Source organism: Austwickia sp., from assembly GCA_016699675.1.
Taxonomy (GTDB): domain Bacteria; phylum Actinomycetota; class Actinomycetes; order Actinomycetales; family Dermatophilaceae; genus Austwickia.
In genome coordinates, this window is sequence record CP064985.1 from 1,527,223 (window position 1) to 1,545,782 (window position 18,560).

The window sequence follows — 18,560 nt, forward strand, 5'->3', positions numbered from 1 at the left end:
CCAGAGTCAAAACCTGGCGAAGTGCTCAGCGAGGGTCCCTGCGGGCGCGGCGCTGGGCGGGCTCGGCCTGGCTGAGGAGTGATTCCCGCCCAGACGACCGTTCGTGACCTGCGCAAAGGGTGCCATGGCACCAAAAGAGCAGGTCGTGAACGGTCGGGCTGTGGATAACTCGGCCATGGCGCCGCGCCGCGGGCAGGGATGACAAACGGTGGGTTTGTCATCTAGATTGCTCGGGTCGGTGCGCGGTCCCGACCGCCGCGTCGGGGCTCGCCGTACGAACGCCGGGTGAACCCGCCGGCGCGCCGTACGACGTCGCCGCGCACCGCCCCGATCACCTCGTCAGGAAGGCCCCCCATGTCACCGATCCGTGTCGCCATCGCCGGCGTCGGCAACTGCGCCAGCTCGCTCATCCAGGGCGTGCACTACTACCGGGACGCCGACCCGGCCGGCAGCGTGCCGGGGCTGATGCACGTCGAATTCGGCGGGTACCACGTGCGTGACATCGAGTTCGTCGCGGCCTTCGACGTGGACGCGAAGAAGGTCGGCACCGACCTGTCCAAGGCCATCACCGCCAGCGAGAACAACACGATCCGGATCTGCGACGTCCCCGAGCTCGGGGTGACCGTGCAGCGGGGGCCGACGCTGGACGGGCTGGGCAAGTACTACCGGCAGACGATCGAGGAGTCCCCCGCCTCCGCCGTCGACGTCGTCGCCGCGCTGCGCGAGGTCGAGGCGGACGTGCTGGTCAGCTACCTGCCGGTGGGCAGCGAGAGCGCGGACAAGTTCTACGCACAGTGCGCGATCGAGGCGGGCGTGGCGTTCGTCAACGCGCTGCCCGTGTTCATCGCGAGCGACCCGGTATGGGCGGAGAAGTTCCGCGCGGCCGGGGTGCCGATCATCGGCGACGACATCAAGTCCCAGGTGGGCGCCACCATCACGCACCGCGTCATGGCCCGGCTGTTCGAGGAGCGAGGCGTGGTGCTGGACCGGACGTACCAGCTCAACGTCGGCGGCAACATGGACTTCAAGAACATGCTCGAGCGGGACCGGCTGGAGTCCAAGAAGATCTCCAAGACCCAGGCCGTGACCAGCAACGTCTCGCACGAGATGGCCTCGCGCGACGTGCACATCGGGCCGAGCGACTACGTGCAATGGCTCGACGACCGCAAGTGGGCGTATGTGCGCCTCGAGGGCCGGGCGTTCGGGGACGTGCCGTTGAACCTGGAGTACAAGCTCGAGGTCTGGGACTCCCCCAACTCCGCCGGCATCATCATCGACGCGATCCGCGCGGCCAAGCTGGGCCTGGACCGCGGCATCGGCGGGCCGCTGCTGTCGCCGGCGGCGTACCTGATGAAGTCCCCGCCCGAGCAGCGGCCCGACGACATCGGCCGCGCCCAGGTCGAGGCGTTCATCCGCGAAGAGGTCCCCTGCTGAGCGAGGCTGGGTAGGCGTCACCGACGCACAAACCGCTACCACATCGACCCGACCATTCGGCGAAGCCGCAGCTCAGCGGGTTTTGTCGATCGGTCGAGAGGCTGATGTGGTAGCGGTTTGTGCGTTGCTCAGCCAGCGCGGCGGGTTTCGCGCCGCAGCTCGACGTAGCGCCGACGCAGCGCCACCAGCGCGACGAGCGCGTTCAGCGCCAGGAGCACCCCATAGACCCACAGGACCGACGACGGGGTCCCGATCAGCACGAACGCCAGGCAGAGCAGACCGGTCTCGGTGGGAAGCAGGGCCAGGGCGCGCAGGCCGCCGTGCCGCGTCGCAGGGTCGGAGGCGGCCGTCGAATGCCCGTGCCTGCGGACCTGGCCGGTGGCCATCGCGGTGCCGACGATGATCCAGCCCAACGGGAGCAGGTACGGCAGCGGCGTGCCGAGCTCGGCGTACCGGTAGAGCCAGATCAGCACCGCGAGATGCACGGTCACGCTGCGCAGCTGATCGGCCAGCCGATCGACCCACGCACCCACGGGGCCGTCCCGCCGCGCCAGGCGGGCGAGTTGGCCGTCCGCGGAGTCCAGCGCGTCGCCCACGAGGAGCACGACCGCCACCGCGACGCCGACCCAGGTGCTGGGCTCGGCCAGGCACAGCAACGCCAGCCCCAGGGCCCACCACAGGAGGCTGAGGGCCGTCACGCCGTTCGGGGTCAGGCGCAGGATCGCGGCCATCGCGGCGAGGCGGCGCCCGAGAGGACGGGCGACGAAGCGCGTGTAGGGCGGGACGCCGACGCCGCTGAGTTGCGCGGCGCCCAGGGAGGTCACGTTGTCGCGGTACTGGTCGACGAACCCCCGCGCCACGACACCCGAGGCGGGGGTGGCCGAGGGCTGGGCCGACGTCGGGGCGGGTGCCCTGCGCGGGGGCGCCGAAGCAGCTCGGTGGGTCCGCTTGCTGAAGGCAGCACGCATGCCAGTGGGTGCGTGACCGCCCGCCCGATCCGGTGGGCTTGTGCGGGTGGGCCGGGCGGCCTGAGCCCCCGCCGCCGCGTCGGCGGTCGGCTCCGGGGTCGCGGCGGTGGCCAGGGCACCTGTTGCGGCAACGGCACCAGCGGCGCCGGCGGTCTGGGTGGCCTCAGGTGAGTCGACGGGGATGGGCTCTTCGGTCAGAACGGCAGGCCGGTCCACCACCGAACCCGCGGAGTCCTTCGCCATGGCACCTCCTCGGTGCACGGGCCGGCCGCAACAGGCCCGTCAGATCGCCAGGTCCCGCCCCGGTGACGTCCCCTGTCGCGGCGGGTTTGCGGTCGACTATAGGTCGAGCCCGCGCCGCAACTTTGGCACCGCAGCGGCGAGTCTCCTGTTCAGCTCACCTGCCCTGGGACGCTTCGCGACTCACGGGGCTGGACGTCTCTTTGCCGCCTCGCCAGGAGGAGGCATTGACGACCGACTAAACATCTGTTTAATCTATTGAACGTGAGTTCAACACAGGACCTGACGGCCCGAGCGCGGATCCGCGACGCGGCGGTGAGCGAGTTCGCTTCGGTGGGTTTCGCGCGGGCCACGGTGCGGTCCGTCGCCGCGCGGGCCGGGGTGTCCGCCGGACTCGTGATCCATCACTTCGGCAGTAAGGACGCGCTCAAGGCCGCCTGCGACGTCTACGTGCTCGACTGGCTGCACCGCGAGAAGGCCGCCGTCTTCGGCGGCGCGATCCTCCCGACGAGGAGCGAATACCTGCGCGACCACCCCGAGTTCGTACCCCTCTACCGCTACCTGCAGCGAGCGCTGGTCGAGCCGGGGTCCTTGGGCGCCACGTTCTTCGACCAGTTCGTGGCCGACGTGACGGACTACCTCGCCATCGGCGAGGCCGCCGGAACCGTCCGCCCTTACCCCGACGCACACGCGCGCGCCGCCATCTGCACGGCCATCGGTCTCGGCCTTATGCAGCTCGAGGGCCTCCTGGCCCGCTCACTCGGCGGGGACAGCCTGCTCGACGACGCCGTGTACGCGCGCTTCGCGGCGTACACCCTCGACCTCTACACCCACGGCATGCTCACGCGGCCGCTCGACTTCGCCCCCGAGCCGGAGGGGTCCGGATCCCCGCCGGAGGGCGCCGCACCTGGGCGGAACGACCCGGGCAACACCACTTCGGAGGAGTGATCATGACCGCTGCCATCGAGGTCGCGGGGTTGCGGAAGAACTACGGCCAGCACGTGGCCCTGCGCGGCATCGACCTGCGGGTCGAGCCCGGAGAGGTGTATGGCTTCATCGGCCCCAACGGCGCCGGCAAGACCACGACCATGCGGATCCTCCTGGACATCCTGCGCCCGACCGCCGGGAGCGTCCGCGTGCTCGGCGAGGATCCCCGCGTCGGCGGGGCCGGGTTGCGCGCGCGGATCGGGTACCTGCCGGGGGAGTTGCGGCTCGACGGCCGGTACGACGTGGCGACGTTGCTGGACCACTACGCGCGGATGTCCCACGTCAGCGGCGGCCCCGCCTCGACCCCTGCGGGCCGCGCAAGCCGCGCGGGCCGCGCGCACCACCCGGGCGACTCGAGCTGGCGGCCGCTCGCCGAGCGGCTCGGTCTGGACCCCGGCCGGCAGGTGCGTGGCCTCTCCAAGGGCAACAAACAGAAGGTCGGCCTGGTCCAGGCGTTCCAGCACCGGCCCGAGGTGCTCATTCTCGACGAACCCACCTCCGGTCTCGACCCCCTCGTGCAGGCCAAGTTCCTCGCCATGGTGCGCGAGGCCAGTGCCGCCGGACAGACCGTGTTCCTCTCCAGCCACGTCCTCTCCGAGATCGAACAGGCCGCCGACCGCGTCTCCGTGCTGCGCCTCGGCGAGGTGGTCCGCACGGCGCGCGTCGCCGACCTTCGGGCCAGCCTCGGGTTGGGCGTGCGCGTACTGGTGGCCCACCCCGACGCGGCCTCGGTGAAGGCGGAGTTCCTGGCCATACCGGGCGTCCGTGCGGCCGACGCTCGGGCGGAGCGACTCGACGGGCGCTCGGCGACGCGGCTGAGCGTGACCCTCGATGGGTCCGCACCCGGCGCCGTCGACGCCGTCGTCAAGGCCGCCGCCCGGCACAGGGTGTTGGACCTCGACGGCGAACGGCCGGATCTGGAGGAGGCCGTGATGCGGCTCTACAGCTCGAACCCCGGCGCGCCCCAGTCGCGCCCCGTGGAGCACGACGTACCGCCGCCGGGCACACCGGGAGCCGGCGGACGCACGAACGACGCACCGACGAACGGCGTACCGATGAACGACCTACCCCCGGAGGCGACCCGATGAGCACCAGGACGGCACCGCTGCGGCCCGACACCCGCGCGCCCGCGCCGACCCAGGCAAAGCGTGCGGCGGCGAACGTCGGTCCGGTCTACGCCAGGTGGCTCGGCGACGCGCGCCGGGCTCTCCTCGGCTGGGCCGGCGGGATCGTCGCGGTGTGCCTGCTCTACCTGCCGCTGTTCCCGTCGATGCGCGACACGGGGCTGCTCGGGGACAAGCTCGAGGCGATGCCGAAGGACATGCTCGACGGGTTCGGGATGGACATCGCGACGACGTCGACGGGGTGGGGGTACGCCCACCAGATGGTGTTCGGGATGCTCGGGCTGCTGCTGCTGCTGCTCCTGGTGCTGGGCATCGGGCAGGGCGCACGCATGATCGCCGGCGACGAGGAAGCGGGCGCGTTGGAGCTGACCCTGGCACACGCCACGACACGGCGGGCGGTGCTGACCGCCCGGCTGGCCGCGCTGGTGACCATCGTGGCCGCCATGACCGCGCTGGTCATCGTGGTGGTCGCGGCGCTGAACGGGCCGTCCGAGCTGCAGCTGACCGCCGCGGGGCTCATGGCCGAGGGCGCGGCGCTCGGCATGCTGGTGCTGACCCACGCGCTGGTCGCCTTCGCGGTGGGCGCCGTCACGGGGCGGCGCGCGTGGGCGCTGGCGGCGGCCTCGATCGTCGGCGTGCTGGGCTGGTTCGCGCACACGATGGGCGCCAAGCTGGCCGACTGGGTGCCGGGGCTTTCGCCGTTCCACTGGGCGTACGGGGAGGTCCCGCTGCACACCGGGCTCGACGCGGGTGGCCTTGCGGCGCTGGGGACGGCGTGCGTCGTGCTGGTCTCGGCGTCCTATCTGGGGTTCGCGCGGCGCGACCTCCGTGCGTGACAGGTCTGGATGACCCGTCAAGAGCCGCAGGCACCGGGTCGCCACGGCACGGGTCGCACGGAACGGTTAAGCCAGCCGGGCGGCCAGGCGCGCCGGGTAATCGGCCACCACCTGCGCGAACTCCGGCGGCGCCACCACCCGAAGTCGCGCCCCCAGATCGACGGCCACGGTCAACAGGTGCCAGGCCAACCCGTCGAATGAGTCCGCGCCGACCTCGACCTCGGTGCGGAAGCCGTCGTCGTGCGGCCGCGGGTCGAGTCCCCGCACCTGGCCGACGGTCGCCGAGATCCGGTCGCGGACGGCGGCCTCCGGGGCGTCGTACCGGACCGTCACGAGATGCGCGTACGGCGCCTTGGTGACCGCGTCGCGCACGAAGGTCGCCGCGTCGGGGGCGGGTCGGGCGGCGAACCGGAAGGTGCTCGCCGTGACCTGCGCCATCCGGTCGAGCCGGAACGTCCGCCAGTCGGCGCGGGCGGGGTCGTAGGCGAGGAGGTACCAGCGGCGTCCCGTCGTGACCAACCGATACGGCTCGACGTCCCGGGAGGTGTCGGTGCCGCCGCGCGCGGCGTACCCGAACCGCACCCGCACCCGATCCCGCGCCGCCCGCGCGAGCGTCATCAACACGTCGGCATCCACCGGCGCGGCCATCCCCGGCAACGCCACGGTCGCCTCGGCGACGGCCGCGACCTCGCCGCGCAGCCGCGGCGGCAGGACCTGATCCAGCTTCGTCATGGTCCGCATGGCCGGTTCCGCGAGCGCCGCGACGCTGCCGGTGGCCGCGAGCCGCAGGCTGACCGCCACGGCCACGGCCTCGTCGTCATCGAGGAGCAGCGGCGGCAGCCGCCGTCCGGCGCCGAGCCGATAGCCGCCGCCGGCGCCGCGCTCGGCGTCCACCGGATAGCCCAGGTCACGGAGTCGGTCGACGTCGCGACGTACGGTCCGCTCCGTCACCCCGAGGCGCTCGGCCAGTTCCGGGCCGCCCCACACCGCTCGCGACTCGAACAGCGACAGCAGGCGCAGCACGCGCTGGGTGGTCTCGGCCATGCCACCAGCGTCGCAGAGCCAGCGGACCGAAACTGTCCTGAATGCTCGGGAGGGTACCGGCATGACGCAAACACCGAGCACGAACCCCCAGCCCACCGGCCCCGGGCCGGACTGGACCCACGAGCTGGTGGAGCAGATCGACTGGCACTGGCGGCAGCAGCTCCGGCCGCGGCTGGAGGGGCTGACCGACGCCGAGTACTTCTGGGAGCCCGCCCCGGGATCCTGGACCGTACGGCGTCGCGGCGAACCCGGCCCGGTCCCCGCCGAGGCGGGCGGCCTGCAGGGCGGGTCCGGCGACTGGGTGATCGACTTCGCCTGGCCCGAGCCGGTGCCCGCCCCGATCACGACGATCGCGTGGCGACTCGGGCACCTCATCGTCGGCGTGCTGGCCGTGCGGACGGCGAGCCACTTCGGCGGCGAGGCGGACTACATGAGCTGGCCGTACGCCGGGACCGCGGCGGAGGCCGTGGCGCAGCTCGACGAGCAGTACGACGCGTGGATCGGGCACCTGCGCGCACTGGACGCGGCCGCGCTGGCCAGGCCGTGCGGGGCCGCCGAGGGACCGTACGCCGACGAGCCCTTCGCCACCCTGATCCTGCACATCAACCGCGAACTCATCCACCACGGCGCCGAGATTGCACTGCTCCGGGATTTGTTCGCGCACCGCTGACCCGATCACTGCCCACGGTTGTAGTTATGTCCGAATGACCGTTCGTGACCAGCACAAAGGGTGCCATGGCACCCAAAGGGCTGGTCGTGAGCGGTCGATACCCAACACCCGGCAACGCCCAAGCGCGCCATCGACACCAAGCCGCGAAGAGCCCCGCACCCTCAGGAGGGATCACCCATGTTCCAGCCCGGACTGCATGACGAGATCGAGACCTACGTTGGCTACCTGCTCACCCAGATCGAGGGCCTGCGCGAGTCCGCGTACGGGCTCACCGAGGAGCAGGCCCGCCTCACCCCCTGCCGCAGCGCCCTGTCGATCGGGGGGCTGCTCAAGCACGCGGCCTACGTCCTCGCCGGCCGCGCCCGACGGGCCGACCTGGGCGGCGAGCCCCCCACGCCCGAGCAGTTCGCCGAGCACGCGAAGGCGTTCATGGGCAGCTTCGCGCTGACCGAGGACGAGACCCTCGCCGGGACGCTCGCCGAGTTCGACCGGGCGGCCGCGGAGTTCGTGGCCGACGTCCGCCGGACCGACCCGGGCGCCGAAACCGTCGAGCCGCCCGCCCCCTGGGACAACCGGCCGGACCCCGCCCCGGCGTACGAGCGCTTCCAGATGGTCCACGCCATCGAGGAACTCGCCCGGCATGCGGGGCACGCGGACATCATCCGCGAGCAGATCGACGGGGCCCAGGCCATGTCGCTGCACTTCGCCGCCGCCGGCATGCCCGGCAACCAGTTCGTGCAGCCCTGGCGGCCGGCCGACGCCTGACCGGGAGCATTCGCTCGGCTACTCGGCCCCGGTGCGGGACTCGGGCTGCTCCGCCCACCAGCGGCGCAGCTCGACCTCGGCGGCCTCCTTGCCGACCGGTCCGGCGTCGAGGCGCAGGGCGAGCAGGTGCTGGTACGCGCGGCCGAGCACCCGGCCCGGCGGAATCCCGAGGATCGCCCCGATCTCGTTGCCGTCGAGCTCGGGGCGCACCTTGGCCAGCTCCTCCTCGGCCGTCAGGCGCTCGATGCGGGCCTCGAGGTCGGCGTACGTCGCCTGCAGCCGCGCGGCCTTGCGCGCGTTGCGCGTCGTGCAGTCCGCGCGGGTCAGCCGGTGGAGCCGGGGCAGAAGCGGACCGGCATCCGTGACATAACGCCGTACGGCGGAGTCGGTCCACTCGCCGGCGCCGTACCCGTGGAACCGCAGGTGCAGCTCGACCAGGCGGGAGACGGCCTTGATGGTGTCCTTGTCGTACCGCAGCGCCCGCATCCGCCGCGCCGTCATCTTCGCGCCGACGACCTCGTGGTGGTGGAAGCTCACGCCGCCGCCGGGCTCGAACCGCCGGGTCGCGGGCTTGCCGATGTCGTGCAGCAGCGCCGCCAGGCGCAGCACGAGGTCCGGCCCGGGGACGTCCTGTTCTGGTGCGGTCGGGGGCGATTCCAGGGCGATGGCCTGGCCCAGCACCGTCAGGGAGTGCTCGTAGACGTCCTTGTGCCGGTGGTGCTCGTCGATCTCCAGGCGCAGCGCCGGCAGCTCCGGCACCACCCGCTCGGCCAGGCCCGTCTCCACGAACGCCCGGATGCCCGGGGTGGGGTCGGGGGCGAGGAGCAGCTTGCTCAGCTCGTCCCGGACGCGCTCGGCGGACACGATCTCCAGCGTCCCGGCCATCTGCTCCATCGCGGCCCGCACGGCCGGGTCGAGCTGCGACCCCAGCTGGGCCACGAACCGCGCGGCCCGCATCATCCGCAGCGGGTCGTCGGCGAAGCTCACCTCCGGCGGACCGGGGGTACGCAGGCGGCTCGCCGCGAGGTCCGCGAGGCCGTCGTGCGGGTCGACGAACGTCAGGTCGGGCAGGCGCAGCGCCATCGCGTTCACCGTGAAGTCGCGGCGGCGCAGGTCGTCGGTCAGCGAGTCGCCGAACTCGACGAGGGGCTTGCGGGAGGTGCGGTCGTAGGCGTCGGCGCGGTACGTCGTGATCTCGATGGTCTGCGCCGCCCCGGCGTACTGCTTGCGCAGCCCGATCGTCCCGAACGCCCGGCCGACGTCCCACTGCGCGTCGGCCCAGCCCGCGGTGAGGGCCTCGATCCGCTCCGGCCGCGCGGAGGTGGTCAGGTCGAGGTCGAGCGAGGTGCGCCCCAGGAAGGCATCCCGCACCGGCCCGCCGACGAGGGCCAGCTCGTGGCCGTCGGCGGCGAAGATCGCGCCGAGTTCCTGGAGCAGCGGAAGCACCGGCGCGAGGCGGCGCACGGCCTGGCGCAGCAGGGCATCGACGTCGGTGGTGGGCGCGGGCACGGTCCCCAAGCCTAAAGGGGGCGGCGGCGGCGAGGGGACGTCGGGTGCGCCGGGGCAGCGACCGTACGCCGGTCGCGCGGCGGCAGGGACCTGTAGGCCGGGCGCACCGGCGGCAGGGACCCGTACGCCGGGCGCGCGGAACGGCGTCGTCGTCCCGGCAGGGGCGCCGGATACAGTGACAGGATGACCGCCTCCCCGCGCCCGGACCGCCTGCCTCGGCGGCTTCCGGCCGTGTCGGAGACGTCGGCCGGCGGCATCGTCGTGGACGTTTGGGAAGGTCAGGCCCGCATTGCCGTCATCGCCCGCCGCAACCGCGCGGGCCGGGTCGAGTGGTGTCTGCCGAAGGGTCACCAGGAGGGTGACGAGACGCTCGAGCAGACCGCGGCCCGGGAGGTCGCGGAGGAGACCGGCATCGAGGGGCGAGTGCTCACGGTGTTGGGCACCATCGACTACTGGTTCAGCACCCAGGAGAAGCGGGTGCACAAGATCGTCCACCACTACCTGCTCGAGGCCATCGGCGGGGAACTGACGGTGGAGAACGACCCCGACCGGGAAGCCATCGACGTCAAGTGGTTCCCGCTGACGTCGGTGCACGAGCGCCTCACCTTCCCCAACGAACGCCGAATCGCACGCCTCGCGTGGGAGAGGCTGGCTGGCCAGCGATGACGCCCCAGCCACGGCGAGCCAGGACAGCGGCCGGTGCGCGCGTCCGCCGCGCCGGATGGTCCCTGGCGCTGACCGCGGCGGTGCTCCTCCCCACGTCGGCGTGCGGCTCGCCGGACGGCATCCCGGCCGCCGCCACGAGCTCGGCCACCTGGGAGGTGCACGGGACTGGCGCCGGCCCGTCGGCGGGCTCTGCAGGCGCCCCGGCCGCCATGGTGGTCGGCCGCCCCGCCGCGGCCGACGGGGAACGCACACTCCCGTACCCCGAGCTGCTCCCCCGCACGATCGGCGAAGCCCCCCTCACCCTCACGCTCGGCCAGCTCCGACCGGCGATCGCGACCCCCGGCACGACGAGCGGCCTCGACGTCACCCTCACCAACCAGGGCCTGACCAGCACCGCGCCCACCCTGCAGGCGCGGGTCGGTGCCCAGCTGACGACCCGAGCCGACCTCGACGCCCCCATCGACTACGGCGCGACGACGCCCATCAGCGACGCCGTACCCGTCCCCACCCTCGCCCCCGGAGCCAGCGCCACCGTGCACCTGACGATCCGGGCGGAGACGCTCGGCCAGGGGGCGCCGTACGGCGTGTTCCCGCTCCTCGTCCAGGCCGCCGAGGGGCCGGCCTCCGCCACCATCCGCACGTACCTGCCGTTCGAGCGGCGCAAGGAGTACGAGCCGCTGGACTTCTCGGTGGCCATGCCCCTCACGCCCGACCCGGACCCGGCGCTCAGCGGCGGGTCGCCCGCGGCGACCGAGGCCGCGTGGAGCAGGGTGACCGCGACCGGGTCGCGACTGGATCGGATCCTGGCCGGTACGGCGGGGACGCAGGTGACGTACATCGTGGACCCCGCCGTCCTCGCGCCGAGCCCCACCCGAACCGCCCCGACCGCTCCGGGCTCGCCGGCGGCCACCGGCACCGGGTCCGGCATCGGGTCTGCGCCGGCCACCGGCAGCACCACCGGCACGACCCGTCCCACCGCGTCGACGCCCGCTGCCCCGACCCCCACCCCCGGCGCGAGCACGACCCCGCCGCCCAGCCCGGCCCGCGAGGCGTTCGCGGGTCGGCTCGCGACGCTGGCGAGCACCCATCCGATCTGGTCGCTGCCGACCGAGGACCCGGACGTCTCCGAGCTGCTGCACGAGGACGTAGCGGCCTCGACCCTGGCCCGGGTGGTCGGCGACGACGGCCGCGTGGCGACCCGACTCTCCCCGGCGTCGCTGACTCGGGTCGCGTGGCCCCACGGCGCGATCGGCACGGATCAGGTGCGGCGCGTGGCCGCGGCGTACGGGCCCAGCTGGACCGGCCCCCTCGTCCTGCCGCTCGCCGACAGCCAGGAGCCCGGCTGGACCGGCGATGCGGCCCGCAAGTTCAGCGACGGGCCGGCGGTCCTGGCGTACGACGAGACGCTGAGCCGGCTCCTCGCCAACTCGGCGGGCGCCCCCGCGAGCGCCGGGCCGGGGCTGACGCAGCGGTTCCTCGCGGAGACGATGACGATCCTGCAGGAGTTCCCGGGTCGATCCCGGCGGCTCCTCGCCCTCGCCCCGCGCGACGTGGACCCCGAACCGACGACGTTGGCGGCGCTGCTGCGCACGGCGGACAGCACGCCCTGGCTGCGGACCACGCCCACCGACGAGCTGGTGGCGGCGACCCGCGAGCCCGCGGCGCCGGCCGCCCTGGCGCCGGACGACGCCGCCAGCCGCCCGGATCCCTTCCCGTCGGGCGGCTCCCCCCTCGATGACCAGGCGGTGGACACCGTCGAGACCGATCTGCGCCGGCTCGACGGCCTCGGCCAGATCCTCCCGCCGGACGCCACGACCGCGGTCGCGGCGCGCCAGGCCGTGACCAGCCTGCTCTCGACGCGGTGGCGCGGCCAGGAGGCCGGCTGGGAGGCGGCGCGGACCGGGGTTCGCACCCGGGTAGACGGCCTGCTCTCCGGGGTCGCCGTCATCGAACCCAGCCCGGTCAACTTCTTCGCCGACTCCGGCACGTTGGCGTTCACGGTCGTCAACGGCCTCGACGTGGATGTCCACGACGTCCAGCTGCGGCTGATCCCGCACGGCCGGATGACGCGGCTGCGGCTGCCCAGCACGCCGTACGTGTTGTCCATCGCGGCCCGCAGCCGCGCCACCGTGAAGGTGCCCGTCGAGGCGCTCGCCGCCGGGCCGACCGTCGTGTCGGCTCAGGTCACTTCGCCGGACGGCACTAGGCTCGGGGCGCAGGACGCGACCCTCACGGTGCAGGTGCAGCCGAGCACCGGCTGGCTCGTCCTCGGGATCGGCGGCGCGGCCGGCGCTGTCTTCCTCGTCGGCCTGTTCCGGACCATCCGCCGGAACCGTCCCCGCGTCAGCGCGCAGGATCTTGAGGAGATCGACCTCGAATGAGCCTCGAAACGAACCTCGACAGGGACCTCGGATGAGCACCGAGACGAGCGCCGAGGACACCGTCGCCCGGACCCCCGCACCCGACCCGACCGAGGAGCCCCGCGCCAAGGACGCGGTGGCCCGCGGCAGCATGCTGATGGCGTCGGGCAGCCTGGTGTCCCGGGTGCTGGGCGTGATCCGCACGACGATGATCGCCGGCATCTTCGGCATCGTCACGGCGGCCGGCGACGCGTTCACAGTGGCCAACACGCTCCCGACCACGGTCTACATGCTGCTGGCGGCCGGCGTGATCAACGCGGTCTTCGTGCCGCAGCTGACGCGGGCGGCGGAGCGGGAGGACGGCGGGGTCGAGTACGTCGACCGCCTCATCACCCTCTCCCTGCTCATCATGGCCGGCGCCACCGTGCTCGCCGTACCACTGGCCCCCGCGCTCGTCTGGCTTTTCGCGCCGCACGGGAAGGACGAGTGGCCGGGCGCGACGTTCGATCTGTCGGTGAGCTTCGCGTACGTCGTCCTCCCCGCGGTGTTCTTCTACGGCCTGTACGCCGTCCTCGGTCAGGTCCTCAACGCGCGGAACCGATTCGGCGCCTACGGCTGGGCACCCGCCCTGTGCAACGTGGTCTGGCTCGTGGGGCTGGGCACGTTCATGGTGCTCTACCCCGGCAAGGGCCGGGCCGTCGAGGACTGGACCGGACCGATGATCGCCCTGGTGGGCGGGTCGCTCACGGTCGGCGTGGCGTTGCAGGCCCTGGTGCTGCTGATCCCGCTCCTGCGGTCCGGCTGGCGCTACCGGCCGCGGTTCGGGTTCCGCGGGGTCGGATTGGGTACAGCGGGCCGGGTGGCCGCCTGGACCGTCGCGGGGATCGCGGTCACGCAGGCGGCGCTCGCGGTGGCCTCGCAGGTCCTGACCTCGGTGCACGGCGAGGGCGTCGGCCGGCTGGGCTACGACAGCGCCTTCTTCCTGTTCATGACCCCGCACGGGCTGATCTCCGTCTCACTCGCGACGGCCCTGTTCACGGCCCTGTCGAGCGCGGCGGCCCGGCGCGACATGCCGGGGATGCGCGCGCAGCTCCGGCGCGGCCTGCGGCTGATCGGCGTGGCGACGATTCCGACGACGGTCGCGGGGCTGTGCCTGGCGAACGCCGGCACCGCGGTCGTCTTCTGGGGCAACCCGATGGAGGACACCCGCCAGCTCGCGCAGGTCTTCATGGTGCTGGTGCTGGCGCTGCTGCCGTTCGGGGTGTTCTTCCTGGTGCAGCGGGCGTTCTATGCCTTCGAGGACGCGCGCGCGCCGTTCTACCTCTCGCTGATCGCGGCCGTGGTGTTCGCGGCCGGCGCGCTCTTGGCGCTGCTCGCGCCGCCGGAGCTCCGCGCCGTCGGGGTGGCCGTGGGGGCCACGGTCTCCGACGTGGTCGCGGCCGTCGTCGGCCTGAAGTGGGTGGCGGCCCAGCTTGGCGGGATGCGGCTCATGGACGTCGCCGAGACCTGGACGCGAGCACTGTTCGCGTCGCTGGTCGCCGGGTTGTGGACGCTCCTGGTGGTCGGCATCCTCCAGGCCGTCGCGCCGAACCGGCTGTGCGCCGTGCTCACGCTGCTCCTGGGCGGTGGCGTGTTCGCCGTCGTCTACCTCGCGGCCGGCCGGTGGCTGCACCTGCGCGAGCTGACCGAGCTACTCGCCCCGCTGCAGCGCCGCCTGGGTCGGCGGGGGACGTCCCGACGCACCAGCAGTCGCTGACAGCGGGGCCGCCAGAACGGCTGCGATAGCCGGGTCGGCTTCGTCGGCCAGCCGGGTTTCGTCAGCCAGGTCGGCAGCGAGGGTACGGGCCTCGGACAGCTCGGCGCGACGCGCCTCGAGGGTCACGGGGGCGAACGGGCGTTCGCCCTAGACTGACTCGGACGACGACAGCGGCGCCGCTCAGGGTGCCTTTCGCGACAAAGGAGCTGGCGTGCAGGACGTAGCGCCCGGCCGCACCATCGGTGGTCGATACACCCTCAACGAGCGCCGACTCGCCTCCGCGGACGGCGTCGAGGCGTGGAGCGCGACGGACGCGGCGACGCACGTCGAGGTGACGCTCACGCTCTTCTCCGCGACCGCGTCGACCTCGCCGGCCATCCTCGACGCGGCGCGCCGGGCCGCGCACGTGCAGGACCCGCGGCTGGTGCGCATTCTCGACGTCGGCACCTCCGGCCACCTGTCCTGGATCGTCGAGGAGCATCACTCCGGCGCCGGCACCCTGGTCGATGTCGTCGAGGAGAACCCGCTCACCGGGGACCAGGCCCGCACGGTCGTCGGTGAGGCCGCCGCCGCCCTGGCCGTCGCGTCCCGCCGGGGGATGCATCACCTGCGCCTCACGCCGTACTCCGTGCTCGTCACCCCCGCCGGGGACATCAAGGTGAGCGGGCTGGGCACGGTGCGGGCCCTGGAGGGCGTCGCCGAACCCCCCATCGACCGGGCCGAGCAGCTCGACGCGCTGGGCCTGTTGGCGATCGGGTACTACGCCCTGACGACCCGCTGGCCGCTGCCGACCGAGGTGCCCGGCATCCTGCCCGCCCCGCACATCGTCGGCGGCGTGCCGGCACCCTCGGAGCTCACGGCAGGGGTCCCCGCGGACCTGGACCAGTTGTGCCGGGTGGGCCTCAACGGCGAGGGCGGGCCCGCGAGCCCCGAGCAGCTCATTGCGGAACTGACCCCCTGGCGGGCGTCGCTGCGCGAGACCTCCCTGGACCACCTGGCGCTGCGGCCGGACCCGACCTCGCACCGCCCGGACGCCGCCGACCTGCCCATCCTGCCGGTCACCGACGCCCCGCCCGTCGAGCCGGTCGCCGACACTGCACCCGTCGAGCCGGTCACCGACACCGCGCCCGTTGAGCTCGCGGACGACACTGCGCCCGACGCTGAAGCGGAAGAGCTCCCGGAACAGCAGCCGGTGCAAGCGCCGGCGGCTCTCACGCCGGAGCCGGACCACCAGCCGTCGGCACCCGCGGCCGAGCCGGACCAGCAGCCGGAGCCGCAACCGTCGACGCACGAGCCCGAGATCGTCAGCGCCCCCGGCGTACCTGCCTCCCCCGGCGTACCCACCGCGGCCGACGAGGCCGACGCGCCCGACGGACCCGCTGCGGACGACACCGGCGAGCCTCGGGACGCGCGGAGCGCCGCGAAGACGGCCGCGCTCGCCGTCGCGGCGAGCGCGGCAGCCGGGGCCACCGCGGCGGGCGAAGTCGCCGGACGCCTCGGCACGATGGCCCGCAACGCCGCCGAGAAAGCCCAGCTCAAGACCGAAGAAGTGCGGGCCCGGGTGGCCGCGGAGCGCGCCGAACGCGAGCGCGCGGACGCGCAGGCGGTCCGCCTTGCGGACATCCCCGACGAGACCGATGCCGAGGCGCCTGGCCCTCTCATGCGGATGCTTGACCCGCACGAGCGGCCGGGTACCCACGCCAACGTCGTCCTGGCCAGCGTGGCGGGGTTCGTCGCGCTCGCGCTGCTCATCGCGATGTTCGTGGTGGTCCGCGGGCTGGGCCGCACGACGGAGTCGGTGGCCAGCGCTGCGGCGACCAGCTCCGGCACCCCGGCCAGCTCGGCCGCCCGGTCGGCGACGGCGGCACCGACCGGACCGACGCCCCTCAACATCCTGCGGGGCGAATCGATCGACCCGGTCGGTCGCGATGGGGAGAACGACGCGCAGATCCCGCGGGCGTACGACGGGAACCCCGACACCCGCTGGCAGTCCGAGATGTACCGCTCCGGTCCACGCTGGGACGGCACCGAGGCCAGGAGCGTCGGACTGGCCTTCCGGCTGGAGCGCTCCGTCGCGCTGCGGTCCGTCAAGCTCACCTTCCCCGCCAGTCCCGGCCAGTCCGGCGCCATCTACGTGGGACCGGACGCCCGGATCGCGGGGGCGACGAAGGTCGGCGAGTTCACCGACGCGACCGGCGCGCAGGAGATTCAGCTCAGCGGCGCGCCCGAGGCGCCGTACGTCATCGTCCTGTTCACGAAGGCGCCGCGCGACGGCGGCGGCTTCCGAGCGACCCTTGCGGAGATCGCTCCCATGGGATGATGCGTGACTTAGGCGCCGCCGGTCGGGACGGGGGCGGTCACGGGGAAAGAACGGTTGACATGCGACATCGTCGGGCGCACCAGGGCGGGGACGCATCGTGACGGGCGCCGTGCTGGACGTCCGTGCCGCCGACGACCGGGACCTCCTGGCGGCGCACTGCGCCGGCCACCCGGAGGCGTTCGCCGAGCTGTTCCGGCGGCACCGCGACCGCATGTGGGCGGTCGCGATGCGGACGACCGGAGACCGGGAGATGGCCGCCGATGCGGTCCAGGAGGCCTTCCTGTCGGCGTTCCGCCGAGCGGACTCCTTCCGCGGAGATGCCCAGGTCACCACGTGGTTGCACCGCATCGTCGTGAACGCGTGCCTGGACCGGCTCCGGCGGGTCCGGGCCACCACGGACCTCGACGACGTCCCGCAAGCAGTGCTCGCCGACCGGCGGGACGGCCCGCACGCCGTCGAGGTAGGCCTGGCGGTGCGGGAGGCCCTGCGCACCCTGCCCGAGGGTCAGGCCGCCGCTCTGGTTCTGGTCGACATGCACGGGCTGTCGGTCACGGAGGCGGCGGCGGTGCTGAGCGTCGCCGAGGGGACCATCAAGTCGCGGTGCTCGCGCGCCAGGGCCGCCCTCGCGCCCCAGTTGCGGAGCCTCCTGGTGGGCGAGTAGCCGCGCGTACGGCGTACGGCGTGGCGCCGGGAGGGAACCTCCGGGAGGCGTCGCGCGTCGAAACCTTCGAACCCACCGCCCTGGCCGCGGTCCGCCCGCACCGGGCCCCGCCCACGACGGAATGAGTCTGTGCACGAGTCGAGGTGACGATGATCAGCCCGGAACACCCGAAGTCGTCAGGCCCCCACGGCGACGACGGCCGCGGCGAGGGAGGCGTCGACGGCGACGAGGGGGCCCAGCTCCGGGCCCGCCGCGAGCACCATGTCGATGATCCCACCGGGGTGCACGCCCTCCTGTCGTCGCTGCCGGAGCCTGGCCCGATGCCCGCCGACCTGGTGGAGCGCATCAACGCCTCCCTGCGCGAGGAGGCCGACCGCACCGGGGCGTCGGACGACCGGGTGTCGTACGCGTTGTTCGCCGGTCGCCACCCCAGGTCCGGGCAGAGCCCCTGGCTCCGGGTGGCCGCCGTCGCCGCGCTGGCCCTGCTGGTCGGCGGCGGGCTGCTCGCCGGCACGGGCGGACTCACCCCGGCGTTCCTCGGGCTGGCCGGCGGGTCCGCGGGGGCTGTCAGTGCCTCCCCGACCAACCCCACGACGGCTCCTGCCGCCGCGTCGCCCGGCGCGACCGAGCCCTCCCCCGGCCCCAGCAGCCGCGCGGGAGGCTCCGCCCAGAACGGCCTGTCGGGCGCCCAGCGCTTCGTCCAGACCCGCACGAACTACCAGAGCGCCACCCTCCGGGACCAGGCGGCGGCCCTCGTCGCCGCGCCGCCGCTCGCCATCCCCGACCTGGCGGCGGAAGCCCCCCATCTCGGCCCGATCGCCACGCCGACGGGGCTGGCATCGTGCCTGGCCGCCCTCGACCTGCGCGGCGACGCGCAGGCGGTGGTCGACCTCGCGACGTACGACGGTCGACCGGTCGCCGTCATCGTGACCCGGCACGGCGACCACGACGAGGTCCGCGTGGTGAAACGCGAGTGCACCACCGGCAGCCCCGACCTGGTGACCGGCCCCTACGCCCTCTGACCCGCCCCGGTTCACCCGCGGACGCCGGTCGGACGTGCCGTGGCGAGGCGCGCCAGCGCGCCGACCGAGCCGCGCCCCGCGCCACCGCCTGGAATGATCGATCCCGGGGCGGCGTTCCGCCCCCAGGTGACCCGTACGACCCCGTACGACCCCGTACGACCGGTGAAACGAAGCGTGCGATACGCCGCACGCGGCGAA

General features: G+C 73.5%; 15 protein-coding genes. 12 read left to right on the forward strand and 3 right to left on the reverse strand.

Annotation, left to right across the window (positions count from 1 at the left end; genetic code table 11):
- Positions 1 to 354 precede the first annotated feature (354 nt).
- Complete coding sequence (locus IPK37_06985; GenBank protein ID QQS02092.1) at positions 355 to 1,434, forward strand: inositol-3-phosphate synthase; 1,080 nt, start codon at positions 355 to 357, stop codon at positions 1,432 to 1,434.
- 128 nt (positions 1,435 to 1,562) lie between these two features.
- On the opposite strand, the gene IPK37_06990 is transcribed toward IPK37_06985, so the two are convergent.
- Positions 1,563 to 2,645, reverse strand: coding sequence for a CDP-alcohol phosphatidyltransferase family protein (locus tag IPK37_06990; protein ID QQS02093.1), 1,083 nt, complete (start codon positions 2,643 to 2,645; stop codon positions 1,563 to 1,565).
- 261 nt (positions 2,646 to 2,906) lie between these two features.
- Between IPK37_06990 and IPK37_06995 the strand changes: the two genes are divergently transcribed.
- From IPK37_06995 to IPK37_07005, 3 genes are read left to right on the forward strand one after another with little or no spacing between them, the layout of a single operon-like run.
- Positions 2,907 to 3,590, forward strand: coding sequence for a TetR family transcriptional regulator (locus IPK37_06995; protein QQS02094.1), 684 nt, complete (start codon positions 2,907 to 2,909; stop codon positions 3,588 to 3,590).
- Positions 3,591 to 3,592: 2 nt separating this feature from the next.
- The gene (locus IPK37_07000; protein QQS02095.1) at positions 3,593 to 4,717 is read left to right on the forward strand and encodes an ABC transporter ATP-binding protein; all 1,125 of its coding nucleotides are present in this window, start codon (positions 3,593 to 3,595) and stop codon (positions 4,715 to 4,717) included.
- Positions 4,714 to 5,589 (forward strand): ABC transporter permease subunit, encoded by an 876-nt coding sequence (locus tag IPK37_07005; GenBank protein ID QQS02096.1) that lies wholly within the window; start codon positions 4,714 to 4,716, stop codon positions 5,587 to 5,589. Before IPK37_07000 ends, IPK37_07005 begins: the two co-directional genes overlap by 4 nt.
- Before the next feature lie 66 nt (positions 5,590 to 5,655).
- Here the strand turns inward: IPK37_07005 and IPK37_07010 are convergent, their stop codons facing one another.
- Positions 5,656 to 6,633 (reverse strand): YafY family transcriptional regulator, encoded by a 978-nt coding sequence (locus IPK37_07010; protein ID QQS02097.1) that lies wholly within the window; start codon positions 6,631 to 6,633, stop codon positions 5,656 to 5,658.
- 61 nt (positions 6,634 to 6,694) lie between these two features.
- Here IPK37_07010 and IPK37_07015 point away from each other — a divergent pair, with 61 nt between their 5' ends.
- Positions 6,695 to 7,303: a DinB family protein gene (locus tag IPK37_07015; GenBank protein ID QQS02098.1), complete on the forward strand. Its 609-nt coding sequence runs from the start codon at positions 6,695 to 6,697 to the stop codon at positions 7,301 to 7,303.
- A gap of 177 nt (positions 7,304 to 7,480) precedes the next feature.
- Positions 7,481 to 8,068, forward strand: coding sequence for a DinB family protein (locus IPK37_07020; GenBank protein QQS02099.1), 588 nt, complete (start codon positions 7,481 to 7,483; stop codon positions 8,066 to 8,068).
- 18 nt (positions 8,069 to 8,086) lie between these two features.
- Here the strand turns inward: IPK37_07020 and IPK37_07025 are convergent, their stop codons facing one another.
- Entirely contained in the window at positions 8,087 to 9,544 is a 1,458-nt protein-coding gene (locus tag IPK37_07025; GenBank protein QQS02726.1) for a CCA tRNA nucleotidyltransferase, read from the reverse strand.
- 216 nt (positions 9,545 to 9,760) lie between these two features.
- On the opposite strand from IPK37_07025, the gene IPK37_07030 reads away from it, so the two are divergent.
- From IPK37_07030 to IPK37_07055, 6 genes are all read left to right on the forward strand, one after another.
- On the forward strand, positions 9,761 to 10,243 hold the full coding sequence (locus IPK37_07030) for an NUDIX hydrolase (protein ID QQS02100.1): 483 nt from the start codon (positions 9,761 to 9,763) through the stop codon (positions 10,241 to 10,243).
- Positions 10,240 to 12,624: a hypothetical protein gene (locus IPK37_07035; protein ID QQS02101.1), complete on the forward strand. Its 2,385-nt coding sequence runs from the start codon at positions 10,240 to 10,242 to the stop codon at positions 12,622 to 12,624. The genes IPK37_07030 and IPK37_07035 overlap by 4 nt, the downstream gene beginning before the upstream one ends.
- 31 nt (positions 12,625 to 12,655) lie before the next feature.
- Positions 12,656 to 14,359 (forward strand): murein biosynthesis integral membrane protein MurJ, encoded by a 1,704-nt coding sequence (gene murJ, locus IPK37_07040; GenBank protein ID QQS02102.1) that lies wholly within the window; start codon positions 12,656 to 12,658, stop codon positions 14,357 to 14,359.
- A 211-nt stretch (positions 14,360 to 14,570) separates the two neighbouring features.
- Positions 14,571 to 16,679 (forward strand): hypothetical protein, encoded by a 2,109-nt coding sequence (locus IPK37_07045; protein QQS02103.1) that lies wholly within the window; start codon positions 14,571 to 14,573, stop codon positions 16,677 to 16,679.
- A 109-nt stretch (positions 16,680 to 16,788) separates the two neighbouring features.
- A complete protein-coding gene (gene sigM / locus IPK37_07050) occupies positions 16,789 to 17,340 on the forward strand; it encodes an RNA polymerase sigma factor SigM (GenBank protein QQS02727.1) in 552 nt (183 codons plus the stop codon).
- Positions 17,341 to 17,660: 320 nt separating this feature from the next.
- Entirely contained in the window at positions 17,661 to 18,362 is a 702-nt protein-coding gene (locus tag IPK37_07055) for a hypothetical protein (protein QQS02104.1), read from the forward strand.
- Positions 18,363 to 18,560: the final 198 nt, after the last annotated feature.